This window comes from Streptomyces sp. NPDC102437, assembly GCF_044765565.1.
Lineage (GTDB): Bacteria > Actinomycetota > Actinomycetes > Streptomycetales > Streptomycetaceae > Streptomyces.
Genome location: NZ_JBIWKI010000014.1, coordinates 139262 through 152197 on the forward strand (window position 1 = coordinate 139262; position 12936 = coordinate 152197).

The window sequence follows — 12936 nt, forward strand, 5'->3', positions numbered from 1 at the left end:
CCCATGCGTCATCTGATCTCCATCGACGACCTCACCGACGCGGAGCTGCGGCGGATCGTGGACCGCGGTGCCGAGTTCTCCGCCGGTCTCGCCCGGCGGCCCGCACCGCTGGACGGCCAGGTGGTCGGCGTCTACTTCGCCAAGACCTCCACCCGCACCCGTACCGCCTTCTCCTCCGGCTCGCTGCGGCTGGGCGGCTCCCTCATCGCCTACGGACCCGGCGACCTCCAGCTCAACACCGGCGAGACCACCGAGGACACCGGCCGGGTGCTGTCCGGGATGCTCGACGTCCTCGTCGCCCGGACCGCCGGGCCCGAGGCAGAACTGCGTGGCTGGGCACGGCAGGGGACCATGTCCGTGGTCAACGCCATGACCGCCGAGGAACACCCCACCCAGGCGCTCACCGACCTCACCACACTGGTACGCCACTTCGGCCACGTCGACGGCCTGCGCATCCTGTACGCGGGCGAGGGCAACAACACGGCGGCGGCGCTCGCGCTCGCCCTCACCCGCTTCCCCGGCGTCCACTTCGAGGTCCGCACCCCGCCCGGCTACGGCCTCGGCGAGTCGATCGCCCACCGGGCCCGCGCCCAGGCCGCCCGCACCGGTGCCACTCTGGTCGAGCGGCACGACATGGACGGGCTGACCGGCGGCTACGACGTGATCTACACGACCCGCTGGCAGACCACCGGCACCAGCAAGCCCGACCCCGACTGGCGGAACGTCTTCGCCCCGTTCCGGATCACGCCCGCCCTGTGGGAGACCAGCCCGGACGCCGTGTTCATGCACGACCTGCCCGCCCACCGGGGCGAGGAGGTCGTGGCGGAGGTGCTGGACGGACCGCACAGCATCGCCTTCGCCCAGGCCACCAACAAGATGCACAGCGCGATGGCGGTACTGGAGTTCGTCCGCACCGCCGCGAAGGCCGAGGAGTCCACGAGGGCCGAGGAGCCCGGGGCGACCCCGTCCGGGAACCGCACCCTGGTGGCCGCGCGATGAGACCCGCGACCGATACCGCGACAGACTCCGCGCCCGACTCGGTGACCGACCCGGCGGCACTGTCGTGGCTGCTGGCCGCCGAGCAACGGGACGACGCCGACGCCGTACCGGAGGACGACCACCGGACGACCGCTCAGCCGCAACCCGACCCGCAGCCCACCCCGGACGGGGAGACCGCGGCGCCGCCCGTGCCGCTGCGGCGCAACCGTGACTACCGCCTGCTCTGGGGCGGCGCCGGCCTCTCGCTGCTCGCCGGGCGCGCCACCGCCGTCGCGTATCCGCTCGCCGTCCTGTGGGCGACCAGGTCACCCAGCGACGCCGGGCTCGTCGGGACCGCGCTGCTGCTCCCGCAGCTCGTGGTGCAGCTGCCCGGCGGCGCCCTCGTCGACCGCTGGGACCGGCGGCGCGTCATGCTGGGTGCCGGGCTCGGCCAGGCGGTGGTGGCCGGTGTGATCGCCGCGCTCCTGCTGAGCGGGCACATCTGGCTGTGGGCGCTGCTGGCCGCCGCGTTCGTCGAGGGCACCCTCGGTGTGCTGTTCCAGCTGGCCGAGCGGGCCGCCGTGCCCGCCGTGGTGCCGTCCGAGCAGATCGGCGCCGCGATGACCGGCAACGAGGCCCGTACCCGTGGTGCCGCCATCGCGGGCCAGCCGCTGGGCAGCGGACTGGTCACGCTCGGCTCCGCGCTGCCGTTCGTGGCGGCGGCCGCCGGTCAACTAGCCGCTGTGGCCTGCCTGTTCGGTGTACGTGGGAAGCTTCAGCAGGACCGGAAGGACGCGCCCCGGACGGCGCTCGCCGCCGAGGTCCGCGCCGGTCTCGTCTGGATGTGGCGCCAGCACTTCCTGCGGGCCGTGATGGCCGCCGTCGCCGTCTCCAACGTCCTCTTCCAGGGCCTGAACCTGGCGGTGATGTCCGGCATCCAGTCGGCGGGCGGCACCGAGTTCCAGGTGGGTGTCGTGCTCTCGCTCAGCGGGGCGGGCGGCCTGGTCGGGGCGCTCACCGGTGGCCGATGGACCGAGCGCCTGTCGATGCGTGCCCTGGTGATCGGCGGGCTGGCCGTGTGGGCGCTGCTGATGGTGCCCGTGGCCGTGCTCCGCGACCCCTACGCGCTGGGTGCGATCTTCGCGCTGAGCGGCTACGTGGGCGGTGTGTTCAACGTGGCGGGCGGCGTCTATCTAGTCCGGATCGCACCGGACAGCATGCGGGGCCGGGCCAACTCCCTGGCCATGCTGGTCGGTGGCGGTGCGATGGCCGCCGGCCCGGTCGCGGCCGGCTTCGCCCTGGAGGGCCTCGGCCCGACCCGTACGGTCCTCGGGCTCAGCCTCGCGATGGCCCTGACGGCCCTCGCCGCGCTGATCTCCCCGGCCCTGCGCCGGGGCCCGTTCGCGGCGGCCGACTGACGGGACGCTCCCGGGCGTCCGGCATACGAAGGAGGGGGCCACCGCAGCCGCGGTGACCCCCTCCTGCGTGTGCGCCGGGAGCATCAGCCCCCGGGTGAGTCGCGCCGGTCGCGCGACGCCGTCGCGAGAACCACGGCGATGGCCACCGCCACCGCGCCGACGAGCCAGGCGGCGGTGGTGAGCGTGAGCCGGTCGGGTTCGAGCAGCGGCTGACCCCGCTCCGCCTGCCACAGCAGCAGGGCGGTGAGCCCGGCATGGCCGGCACCGCCGACGACGATCAGGGCCGTACGCGTACCCTCGCCGCGCAGCAGCGGCAGCCGTCCCGCGAGCATCCCGAGGCCCAGTGCGGCGAGCGGCAGCAGCTGCAGCGCGTGCAGGCCCACGAAGTGAGCCACCCGCAGGTCACCGCCATCGGTCGCCCAGTCGGTCAACGGCAGACCGGCACCACCGTCCAGCACCCCGACGCTGTGCGCGCCGAGCGTGGACGGATGCTCCCCGGCGTCCACGGCCCTTTGCTGCGCGGCCGTGGGGGTGGTCATCAGATAGCCGATCGACATGCCCGCCAGGGAGACGAACAGTCCGATCGGGATGGCCCAGGCCAGCGGCCGGTCCACCTTGCGCTGCCACAGGAGGAAGACCCCGAGCAGCAGCGTCATGGTCCAGCCGATGTACGCCGCGCCGCCCATCGCCTTGACGAGTACGTCGTTGAACGTGGACGACACGTTGAAGTGGCTGCGTTCGCCCCGTACGGCCTGGAACGTGATGATCGATATCTCCGGGACGATGAACAGCACCACCGTGACGGTGCCGAGTCTGCGCAAGGTGCGCTGCCAGCGCTCCGTCCGGCCGATCATCCAGGCCAGGGTGATCGTGTAAAGGCCGAAGGAGACCGCGAACTTCAGGGGTTTGAGCCACACCCCCTCACCCAGCACGGTGCGTCCGTCGAGGAGCAGGCCGCCCGCGGCTATGACCGCGAGCAGTGCCATGGCCCCCGCGCACCAGGTGAGGGGGCCGTGTAATCGGGGGATGCCCCCGTTGTCGCTGGTGTCCTTCCGTTCGACCCGGGCGCTTGTGATCGTGACCACAGTGTCTCCTTCACTGGTGGGGGCAGTGACCGGTACCGGCCGCCTGTATGGCCGAAAAACGATGTAGGGATTCGTACATCCGTTTCCGGAAGAACGTAATCCGTTGCCATATCGTCCCGGCATCGCAGCGGTTTCGGCGCCTCTAGCACCCCCTTTGACCAGGCAATACGCCCTGCAAGCGGCGTTATAGGACGCACATAGTCCGGGCCGCGAGAGTCGTCCCATCACCGAAGTCCTCCGCACCGCCACTGACGAAGGAGATCCACCGATGCCGCAGAACACCATGGACCGCCGGGGCGTCCTCAGGGCCGCCGCCGGTATCGCCGGGGCGGCGGCCGCGGTGACGGTGGCCGGCGCTCTGCCGGCGGCCGCCCACGGCCGGTCCCGCAGCGAGTTCCCCGAGATCCCGGGCATGGTCGGCGACCGTCGCGCCAACGAGTTCTGGTACGAGTACGACGAGCGCTTCTACTTCAACCCGACGCCCGAACTCGTCGAGGCCGTCGACGTCATCGTCAAGCCGTTCGGCGGCTTCACCAAGGTCGATTCGGCCTGGGCCGCCACCCGCTCCGGCGGACGCTACCCGCGCAGCTTCCTGGAGCTCATCCAGCCCAACCGCGACGCCTTCGTACTGCTCTCCGAGGCCCAGCGCGACGTCTACCACGAGTTCTACGGGAACGACCGGGCGGGACTGGTCCGCGCCTTCCAGGACTTCGGCCAGGGCGTCCTGTTCGACCCGCGCCGCTCGGACGGCAACAAGGTCCACATGATGAACTTCACGCCGCCGGACTTCACCCACGCCTACCACCGCTGGCACCCGTTCCTGGCCGGCTTCCGGCTCCTGGACATCGACGTGAAGTGGTGGACGCACATCAACCGGCTCGCGGGCGTCTCCTGGGAGCTCCAGTCCATCGGCCAGCCCGCCATCGACGCGAACGACAACAAGCGCCTGGCCCCGCGGACCGTGGACGGTGTCACCCGCAAGTGGCTGCGCCGTAGCGCGAAGCAGCTCGACACGGCCTTCGACACCTACCCGTACCCGGTCGACCTGGGCAAGTTCTAGGGCCTGCCCGACCCTGATCCGCCGGACGGCCACAGGACCGCAGCTCACCCCCGTAAGACTCAGGAGGCACAGCCCATCATGCGAGCCACGACCGGAACTTCACCCCGCATCGGCGTCTGGATGATCGGCGCACGAGGCTCGGTCGCCACGGCCGCGACCGTCGGCGCGACCGCGATCGCCGCGGGCAGCGCCTCCTGTGACGGATGCGTGACGGACCTTCCCCCGTTCCGTGACGCATCGCTCCCGGCCCTCGCCGACCTCGTGTTCGGCGGGCACGACATCGTGTCCGTCCCACTGACGGCGAGGGCCGGGCAACTCGCCCTGGCGGGCGTCCTGCCCGCCAACCTCCTCGACGGCGTGCGCGGCGCCCTGGAGGCCACCGACCGCGAGATCCGCGACGGCTCGCAGCGGCCCGGTGAGCCCCAGGCCGAGGCCGCCGCGCGCTTCGCGGCGGACATCGTCTCCTTCCGCGAACGGCACGCTCTGGAACAGGTCGTCGTCGTCAACGTCTCCTCCACCGAGCCGCTGCCCGACCCCGACCCGGCCTTCCTCGACCTCACGGAGCTCGACGAGGTCCTGGCCACCAGCACCGACCTGCTGCCGCCCAGCTCCCTGTACGCGTACGCCGCCTTCCGCGCCGGCTGCGCCTACGTCAACTTCACCCCGTCCGCGGGCGCTTCGCTGCCCGCCCTGGAACAGCTCGCCCGCGCCTGCGGCGTCCCGCACGCCGGGCGCGACGGCAAGACCGGCGAGACCCTCGTCAAGAGCGCGCTCGCCCCGATGTTCACGCAGCGCGCCCTGCGCCTGCGCTCCTGGTCCGGCACCAACCTGCTCGGCGGCGGAGACGGCGCCACCCTCCAGGACCCCGAGGCCGCCCGCAGCAAGACCGAGTCCAAGCAGCGCAGCCTGGAGGAGACCGTCGGCCACCCCGTCCAGGGCCAGGTCCACATCGACAACGTCCCCGAGATGGGGGAGTGGAAGACCGCCTGGGACCACATCTCCTTCGAGGGTTTCCTCGGCGTCCGGATGTCCATGCAGTTCACCTGGCAGGGCTGCGACTCCGCCCTCGCCGCCCCGCTCGTCCTCGACCTCGTACGGCTGGCCGCGCACGGCCGCCGCCGCGGCGAATCCGGGGCGCTCACCGCGCTCGGCTTCTTCTTCAAGGACCCGGCCGGCTCCCGCGAGCACAACCTCACCCTCCAGTACGAGGCCCTGACCGCCTGGGCGAACGCCCCGGTCCCGGCCGCGATCGGCACCCCGCGATGAACACCACCCTGCGCACCTACGCGGAACTGGTCCGGGCCCCGGCCGCGATCACGGTCCCCGGCGACGTCGTCGCCGGGGCACTCGCGGCGGGCCGCCCCGGCATCCGCCGCACCACCGGCCTCGCCGCGTCCTCCGTCGCCCTGTACTGGGCGGGCATGGCCCTCAACGACTGGGCGGACCGCGCCGAGGACGCCACCGAACGCCCCGAACGCCCCATCCCGTCCGGCCGCCTCACCCCGCGCGCCGCCCTCGCCACCGCCATCGGCCTCACCGGCGCGGGCCTCGGCCTCGCCGCCCTCGCCGGTGGCCGGCGCACCCTGCTGCGCCGCACCCTGCCGCTGGCCGCCGCAGTCTGGGCGTACGACCTCGGCCTCAAGTCGACCCCGCTCGGCCCGGCCGCCATGGCCGCCGCCCGAGCCCTGGACGTACTGCACGGCACCGGTCCCGGACGCGCGGCCGCGGCACTCCCGGCCGCCACCGCGGTCGCCGCGCACACCTTCGCGGTGACCCGCCTCAGCCGCCACGAGGTCGACGGCGCGCCCACGAGCGAGCCGAAGCTCTCCCTGGTGACGACGACCGCGATCGCCGGAGCGGGCGCGGCCCACCTGCTGGCCACCGCCGGCCCGCGCGCCGCAACCGCCAACGCCGCCCAACTGCCCAGCCCCGCCCGGCTGTTCTCCGCCGCGGCGGACGGCGCCCACCTCGGCGCCCCCGCCGCGTCCTCCGTCGCCGCACTGCTTGCCGCCGCCGGGACACCGGACGCCCCCGCCCCCCGCAAGTCCGCCCGCGCCCTGGTCGCCGGAGCGGCCCTCGCCACCTACGCGGGCACCTGCGCCCGCGCCCAGACCGCCGTCGTCCGCGACCCCTCCGCCCCGCGCGTCCGCGCCGCCGTCGGCGCGGGCATCCACGCCCTGCTGCCCCTCCAGGCCACCCTGGTGGCCCGCGCCGGAGCCCCGCTGCTCGCCCTGCCGCTGGCCGCCGCCCTGCCCCTGGTGGGCCGGCTCGCCCGGAAGGTGTCCTCGACATGAGCCACCGCCCGGACGCCCCGCCCCCCGGACTGCGCTTCGCGTACGGCACCAACGGCTTCGCCGACCACCGGCTGCCCGACGCTCTGCGCGTTCTCGCCGACCTCGGCTACCAGGGCGTCTCCCTCACCCTGGACCACCAGCACCTCGACCCCTACGCCCACGACCTGCCCCGGCGGATCGCCGAGACCCGGCGCGCCCTGGCCGCCACCGGCCTCGCCGTCGTCGTCGAGACCGGCGCCCGATACCTCCTCGACCCCTGGCGCAAGCACCGCCCCACCCTGCTCTCCGCCGAGCCCGAGGGCCGTGAGCTGCGCCTCGGGCTGCTGCGCCGCGCCATCGGCATCGGTGCCGAACTCGGCGCCGGGGCCGTTCACTTCTGGAGCGGCGCCCCGGACCCAGGCACCACCCCGGAACAGGCCTGGCAGCGGCTCGTCGACGGCTGCGCCGAGACCGTCGCGCACGCCGACGCCACCGGGATCGACCTTGCCTTCGAACCCGAGCCCGGCATGCTCGTCGCCGACCTCGCCGGCTACCGCAGGCTCCACCGCGAGCTCGGCCTCCCCGACCGCTTCCGCCTCACCCTCGACATCGGCCACTGCCGGTGCCTCGAACCCCACAGCGTCCCCCGCTGCGTCGAACTGGCATCCGACCGCCTCGCCCATGTCCAGATCGAGGACATGCGGCGCGGCGTCCACGAGCACCTGCCGTTCGGCGAGGGCGAGATCTGTTTCCCGCCGGTACTGCGCGCCCTCGGCGCGGCCGGGTACCAGGGACTGGTCTCCGTGGAACTGCCCCGGCACAGCCACGCCGCAACCGCGACGGCTCGTCACAGCATCGAATTCCTGCGTAGCGCAACCCTGTCGAAGGAGGCCGAACCCGTATGACAGCACCGACCATCACGGCGGCACCGACCACCGTGCACCACACCCTCACCCTGCGCGCCCTCACCGAGGGACTGGGCTCCGCCCTCGGCCACGAGCACCGCGCCCGCCTCGCCCAGGACCTCGCGGCCGTCGCCGAACAGGGCCCGGCCGCCCTCGACAGCCGCTTCCCCGCCGCCGGCCGCGTCTACGGCCGCGGCAGGCTGCCCGGCTGGGCGGGCTGGAGCGTCGAGGACGGCGTACGCACCAGGCTCCTCGCCCAACTGAAGGCCGAAGGACAGGAGTTGGCGCAGGAGATCACGGAGCGCTACCGCAACGGCGACGCGGCGGAACGGCGCGGCGTCCTGTGCGCCCTGCCCTTCCTGCCGCTGGGACCGCACGCCGTCCACCTCACCGACGACGCCCTGCGCACCAACGACAACCGGCTCATCGCCGCCGCACTCGGCCCCTACGCACGGGTCCACCTCGACCAGTACCGCTGGCGCCAGGCCGTCCTCAAGTGCCTCTTCACCGGCATCCCGCTGGCCAAGGTGGCCGGACTGCACGAACGCCGGGACGCCGAACTGGCCCGGATGGCCGTCGGCTTCGCGACCGAGCGCCGCGCGGCCGGCCGCACCGTACCCGCCGACCTGTGGCTGGTCGCCACCCACGACAGCTGAGCACCGCCCCCGGCCCGCGACGGAGCCGGGCCACACACCTCGACGGAGATCGGCCATGCGTATATTCGACCCGCACATCCACATGACGTCCCGGACCACCGACGACTACCGGGCCATGTACGACGCAGGTGTACGCGCCCTGGTGGAACCGGCCTTCTGGCTCGGCCAGCCACGTACCCACCCGGCCAGCTTCGCCGACTACTTCGACGCCCTGCTCGGCTGGGAGCCCTACCGCGCCGCCCAGTTCGGCATCCGGCACCACTGCACCATCGGACTCAACCCGAAGGAGGCCAACGACCCGCGCTGCACCCCCGTGCTCGACCTGCTGCCGCGCTACCTCGCCAAGGACTCCGTCGTAGCGGTCGGGGAGATCGGCTACGACACCATGACCGACGCGGAGGAGCACGCGTTCGCCGCGCAGCTCGCCCTTGCCGTCGAGTTCGGGCTGCCCGCGCTCGTCCACACCCCGCACCGCGACAAGGCCGGCGGCACCGCCCGCTCCCTGGCCGTCATCGAGGAGTCCGGCATCGAACCCGGCCACGTCGTCCTCGACCACCTCAACGAGGTCACCGTCACCGAGGTCATCGAGACCGGCTGCTGGATGGGGTTCTCCATCTACCCGGACACCAAGATGACCCCGCGGCGGATGGTCGACATCCTCAAAAAGTACGGAACGGAGCACATGCTGGTGAACTCGGCGGCGGACTGGGGACACAGCGATCCCCTGCTCACCAGGATCACCGCGGAAGCCATGCTCGAAGCCGGTTTCGACGAGGATGATGTCGACCGTGTCATGTGGCGCAACCCGGTCACGTTCTACGGGCAGTCGGGCAGGCTTGACCTGGACGGTTACAACGATGTGCAGGCCGCGGGGCTGTACGCCGGAAATTCGATCGCCCGCGGCGGCAGTTGAGGTCGATACATCATGCGTCTGCACCACTCGGACTCCACCACCATCCACCTCGCCTACTGCACCAACGTGCATCCGGCGGAGACCCTCGACGGGATCACGGCCCAGCTCACCGACCACGCGGAACAGGTGCGCCAGCACCTCGGCACCGACCTCGTCGGCCTCGGTCTCTGGCTCCCCGCCGACGTGGCCCACCACCTCGCCGACCACCCCGCCGACACCGCCGCGCTGCGCCGGGCCCTGACCACCAGGGGCCTGGAGACCGTCACCCTCAACGGCTTCCCCTACCGCGGCTTCCACACCCCCGTCGTCAAACGCGGCGTGTACTTCCCCGACTGGTCCGAGCCGTCCCGCCTGACCTACACCCTCAACCTCGCCAAGGTGCTCGCCGGACTGCTCCCCGACGACGCCGCCCGCGGCTCCATATCCACCCTGCCGCTGGCCTGGCGCACCCCCTGGACCGGTGTGCAGCGCTCCACCGCCGCCCGGCACCTCGACGACCTCGCCGCCGGACTCAAGCAGATCGAGGCCGAGACCGGCCGCACCATCCGCGTCGGCCTGGAACCCGAACCCGGCTGCGTCGCCGAGACCACCGCCCAGGCGTCCCGGGCCATCGCCGGCGCCGACCACGACTGGATCGGCCTGTGCCTGGACGCCTGCCACCTGGCCGTCCAGCACGAGGACCCGTCGAGCGCCGTCGCCGCCCTCGTCGCCGAAGGCGTGCCCATCGTCAAGCTCCAGGCGTCCTCCGCCCTCGTCGCCGACACACCCGCCGACGCCGAGTCCCGCGAGGCGCTGCGCCCCTTCGCCGAACCCCGCTTCCTGCACCAGGTCCGCGAACAGCGCCCCGACGGCACCCTGCACGGCTCCGACGACCTCGCCCCCGCCCTCGCGGGCGCCCTGCCCGGCGACGCGCCCTGGCGCATCCACTACCACGTACCCCTGCACGACCAGCCCGAGCCGCCGCTGCGCAACACCAGCGACTCCCTCCAGGAGACCCTGCGGGCGACGTTCGGCGGGCAGCACGCCCTCACCGACCACGTCGAGGTCGAGACGTACACCTGGGACGTCCTGCCCGCCGGGCTCCGGCCCACCGGGGCGGCCGGCATCGCCGCCGGGATCGCCACCGAACTGGAGTGGACGCACGGCGAGTTGATCCGCCTCGGCCTCACCGAGACCAGGGGAGGCACCCCATGACCGGCCGCCAGGTCGCGGTCCTGTGCACCGTCGGCCTCACCCCCCGCCTCCTCGGCGAGATGCCGCACGTCGCGGCCATCGGCCAGGAGGGCTTCACCGCCCGGCTCGACACCGTCTTCCCCGCGGTCACCGCCACCGTCCAGGCCACGCTCACCACCGGCCTGCTGCCCCGCGACCACGGGGCCGTCGCCAACGGCTGGTACCACCGCGATCACGGCGAGGTCATGATGTGGCGCCAGCACAACGCCCTGGTCCAGGGAGAGAAGGTGTGGCAGGCCGCCCGGAAGCAGGACCCCGGACACAGCACCGCCTACCTGTGCTGGTGGTGGGCCATGGGCGCGGACGTCGACACCGTACTGACGCCGCGACCCGTCTACCACTACGACGGCCGCAAGTCCCCCGACTGCTACACCAAGCCTGCCGGTCTGCGCGATGAACTCACCGCCCGCCAGGGCGAGTTCCCCCTCTTCAACTACTGGGGGCCGACCGCCTCCATCGCCTCCACCCGGTGGATCGCCGGCGCCGCTCGCCACGTCGTCGACACCCGCCGCCCCGACCTGTCGTTCATCTACGTTCCCCACCTCGACTACGACCTCCAGCGCTACGGCCCCGACAGCCCCCAGGCCGTGCGCGCCGCCCGCGAGGCCGACGCCGCGCTCGCCCCGCTCCTCGGTGACCTGCGCGACCGGGGCACCACCGTCGTCGCCCTCAGCGAGTACGGCATCAGCCCCGTCTCCAGGCCCGTCGACATCAACCGCGCCCTGCGCCGCGAGGGACTCCTCTCCGTCTACAGCCAGCGCGGCATGGAGTACCTGGACCCTTGCACCTCCCGCGCGTTCGCCGTGGCCGACCACCAGGCCGCCCATGTGTACGTAGCCGACCCCGCCGACATACCGCGCGTCCGCGACGTCCTGAAGCACACCGAGGGCGTCGACGAGATCTGGGACCGAACCGAACAGGCCACGTACGGCATCGACCACCCCAACGCGGGCGAGCTGGTCGCCGTCGCCGAACCGGACGCCTGGTTCACGTACTACTACTGGCTCGACGACACCCGCGCCCCCGACTTCGCGCGAGGCGTCGAGATCCACCGCAAACCGGGCTACGACCCGGCCGAACTCTTCTTCGACCCCGCCGACAAGGCGGTGAAGGCGAAGGCAGCACTCACCCTGTTGCGCAAGAAGGCCGGGATGCGCGCACCGCTCACCGTGGTGCCGCTCGACCCGGCCCATGTCAAGGGCAGCCACGGACGGCTGCCCCAGGACCACCGGGACGGGCCGCTGCTGCTGTGCTCCGACCCGGGGCAGGAACGGGACCGCTACCACGCCACCGAGGTGAAGGACTTGCTCCTGCGCCTCAACGGACTGGCCTGAGACCGGCCGTATCGAAAGGATCGAGAGGAGGCCAGATGACACCTCGGCGGAATACCGCGATCAGCGAGGTGCGCATACCCCGACCGGCGCTCGAAGCGGTTCGCCGGATGCAGGAGTCGGGCGAGATCCACGTGTGGTGGTGGCCGCTCGGCGCACGGACCGACCCGGCGGACTACGCCGTTCTCGACGAGGTGGAGCGGGGCCGGGCCCAGCGCTTCCACGCCGAGGCGGACGCCGCCGCGTTCACCGCCACCCGGGCCGGTGCCCGGCGGGCCGTGGCCGGACTGCTCGGCGTCGAACCGGGAGAGGTCGGCTTCGGCCGGCGGATCTGCCCCGGCTGCGGCGACCGGGAGCACGGCCCGCCGGCCGTCACCGACCCGCCGGTCCCGCTCGCGGTCAGCCTGTCCCGCACGGCGGGGGCCGGAGCCCTCGCGGTACGGGCGGGCACCTGGGTGGGCGTCGACGTGGAGGCCCTGCGGCCGGTCGAACCGGCCGGCCTGGCCGAGGTGGTCCTCACCGCCCCGGAGAGCGCGTACGTCCTCGGCCTGCCCCCGGGCCCGGCCAGGGACGCCGCCTTCCACCGGGCCTGGACCCGCAAGGAGGCGGTGGTCAAGGCCGTCGGCCTCGGCCTGCTGGGCATGCCGCTCAACACGCTGGACGTCGCTCCTGCGCAGGACGGCCCCGTGCGGGTGGTGCACCGATACCGCGGTGAGGAAACGCGGTGGCAGGTGACGGACGTCGACATCGGCGACCGCTGGGCGGCCTCCGTGGCCCGCCCGGAGACCAGCCCCCTGGGCCCGGTCCACACCCACGCCCCGGCATGACGGCGGGCTTCGCGCCGCAAGATCCCCTTCTTGCGGCGCGAAGCCATGCCCGGACCCCGCCGCGCACTCCCCGCCCCCGGAGTCCCGGTGGCCCGCGCCGGACACAACACACTCGCCCCGGCGTCGCGGCCCGGCGCGGCGGCCCCGCCCCGGCAACGATTGCCTGGTCAACTGGCCGAAAAAGCCACCAAGTAGATCGAATATAGAACTACGTGCCACGCTCGACCCGATGCCATATACGCTCGAAAATCATCCCT

Annotated in this window: 12 protein-coding genes; 11 read left to right on the forward strand and 1 reads right to left on the reverse strand. The window is 72.9% G+C overall.

Going from position 1 to position 12936, the window contains the following annotated elements:
- Nucleotides 1-3: 3 nt before the first annotated feature.
- Complete coding sequence (locus ACIRJP_RS19955; protein WP_404175609.1) at nucleotides 4-999, forward strand: ornithine carbamoyltransferase; 996 nt, start codon at nucleotides 4-6, stop codon at nucleotides 997-999.
- On the forward strand, nucleotides 996-2396 hold the full coding sequence (locus ACIRJP_RS19960; protein WP_404175612.1) for an MFS transporter: 1401 nt from the start codon (nucleotides 996-998) through the stop codon (nucleotides 2394-2396). The genes ACIRJP_RS19955 and ACIRJP_RS19960 overlap by 4 nt, the downstream gene beginning before the upstream one ends.
- Nucleotides 2397-2479: 83 nt before the next feature.
- Here ACIRJP_RS19960 and ACIRJP_RS19965 read toward each other — a convergent pair whose 3' ends face one another.
- A complete protein-coding gene (locus ACIRJP_RS19965) occupies nucleotides 2480-3481 on the reverse strand; it encodes a hypothetical protein (RefSeq protein WP_404175615.1) in 1002 nt (333 codons plus the stop codon).
- Between the two features lie 268 nt (nucleotides 3482-3749).
- On the opposite strand from ACIRJP_RS19965, the gene ACIRJP_RS19970 reads away from it, so the two are divergent.
- The 9 genes from ACIRJP_RS19970 to ACIRJP_RS20010 all read left to right on the forward strand — a co-directional run bounded on the left by ACIRJP_RS19970 (nucleotide 3750) and on the right by ACIRJP_RS20010 (nucleotide 12679).
- Complete coding sequence (locus tag ACIRJP_RS19970) at nucleotides 3750-4541, forward strand: Tat pathway signal sequence domain protein (protein WP_404175618.1); 792 nt, start codon at nucleotides 3750-3752, stop codon at nucleotides 4539-4541.
- Between the two features lie 78 nt (nucleotides 4542-4619).
- Nucleotides 4620-5807 (forward strand): inositol-3-phosphate synthase, encoded by a 1188-nt coding sequence (locus ACIRJP_RS19975; protein WP_356086140.1) that lies wholly within the window; start codon nucleotides 4620-4622, stop codon nucleotides 5805-5807.
- Nucleotides 5804-6835 carry an SCO3242 family prenyltransferase gene (locus tag ACIRJP_RS19980; RefSeq protein WP_404175622.1) on the forward strand — a complete coding sequence of 344 codons (1032 nt, stop codon included), beginning with the start codon at nucleotides 5804-5806 and terminating at the stop codon, nucleotides 6833-6835. The genes ACIRJP_RS19975 and ACIRJP_RS19980 overlap by 4 nt, the downstream gene beginning before the upstream one ends.
- Nucleotides 6832-7719: a sugar phosphate isomerase/epimerase family protein gene (locus ACIRJP_RS19985; RefSeq protein ID WP_404175625.1), complete on the forward strand. Its 888-nt coding sequence runs from the start codon at nucleotides 6832-6834 to the stop codon at nucleotides 7717-7719. The genes ACIRJP_RS19980 and ACIRJP_RS19985 overlap by 4 nt, the downstream gene beginning before the upstream one ends.
- Nucleotides 7716-8375 carry an EboA domain-containing protein gene (locus ACIRJP_RS19990; protein WP_404175628.1) on the forward strand — a complete coding sequence of 220 codons (660 nt, stop codon included), beginning with the start codon at nucleotides 7716-7718 and terminating at the stop codon, nucleotides 8373-8375. The genes ACIRJP_RS19985 and ACIRJP_RS19990 overlap by 4 nt, the downstream gene beginning before the upstream one ends.
- Before the next feature lie 55 nt (nucleotides 8376-8430).
- Nucleotides 8431-9288 carry a TatD family hydrolase gene (locus ACIRJP_RS19995; RefSeq protein WP_404175631.1) on the forward strand — a complete coding sequence of 286 codons (858 nt, stop codon included), beginning with the start codon at nucleotides 8431-8433 and terminating at the stop codon, nucleotides 9286-9288.
- Nucleotides 9289-9300: 12 nt separating this feature from the next.
- The gene (gene eboE / locus ACIRJP_RS20000) at nucleotides 9301-10482 is read left to right on the forward strand and encodes a metabolite traffic protein EboE (RefSeq protein ID WP_404175634.1); all 1182 of its coding nucleotides are present in this window, start codon (nucleotides 9301-9303) and stop codon (nucleotides 10480-10482) included.
- Nucleotides 10479-11855: a nucleotide pyrophosphatase/phosphodiesterase family protein gene (locus ACIRJP_RS20005; RefSeq protein ID WP_404175637.1), complete on the forward strand. Its 1377-nt coding sequence runs from the start codon at nucleotides 10479-10481 to the stop codon at nucleotides 11853-11855. Before eboE ends, ACIRJP_RS20005 begins: the two co-directional genes overlap by 4 nt.
- 35 nt (nucleotides 11856-11890) lie before the next feature.
- A complete protein-coding gene (locus ACIRJP_RS20010) occupies nucleotides 11891-12679 on the forward strand; it encodes a 4'-phosphopantetheinyl transferase superfamily protein (RefSeq protein WP_351253328.1) in 789 nt (262 codons plus the stop codon).
- The last annotated feature ends 257 nt before the right edge of the window (nucleotides 12680-12936 follow it).

Bases quoted from the DNA above. Each gene is read 5' to 3' on its own strand.
- ACIRJP_RS19970 (WP_404175618.1), top strand. From the start codon at position 3,750: ATGCCGCAGAACACCATGGACCGCCGGGGCGTCCTCAGGGCCGCCGCC.
- ACIRJP_RS19975 (WP_356086140.1), top strand. From the start codon at position 4,620: ATGCGAGCCACGACCGGAACTTCACCCCGCATCGGCGTCTGGATGATC.
- eboE (WP_404175634.1), top strand. From the start codon at position 9,301: ATGCGTCTGCACCACTCGGACTCCACCACCATCCACCTCGCCTACTGC.
- ACIRJP_RS19995 (WP_404175631.1), top strand. From the start codon at position 8,431: ATGCGTATATTCGACCCGCACATCCACATGACGTCCCGGACCACCGAC.
- ACIRJP_RS20005 (WP_404175637.1), top strand. From the start codon at position 10,479: ATGACCGGCCGCCAGGTCGCGGTCCTGTGCACCGTCGGCCTCACCCCC.
- ACIRJP_RS19955 (WP_404175609.1), top strand. From the start codon at position 4: ATGCGTCATCTGATCTCCATCGACGACCTCACCGACGCGGAGCTGCGG.
- ACIRJP_RS19960 (WP_404175612.1), top strand. From the start codon at position 996: ATGAGACCCGCGACCGATACCGCGACAGACTCCGCGCCCGACTCGGTG.
- ACIRJP_RS20010 (WP_351253328.1), top strand. From the start codon at position 11,891: ATGACACCTCGGCGGAATACCGCGATCAGCGAGGTGCGCATACCCCGA.
- ACIRJP_RS19985 (WP_404175625.1), top strand. From the start codon at position 6,832: ATGAGCCACCGCCCGGACGCCCCGCCCCCCGGACTGCGCTTCGCGTAC.
- ACIRJP_RS19990 (WP_404175628.1), top strand. From the start codon at position 7,716: ATGACAGCACCGACCATCACGGCGGCACCGACCACCGTGCACCACACC.
- ACIRJP_RS19980 (WP_404175622.1), top strand. From the start codon at position 5,804: ATGAACACCACCCTGCGCACCTACGCGGAACTGGTCCGGGCCCCGGCC.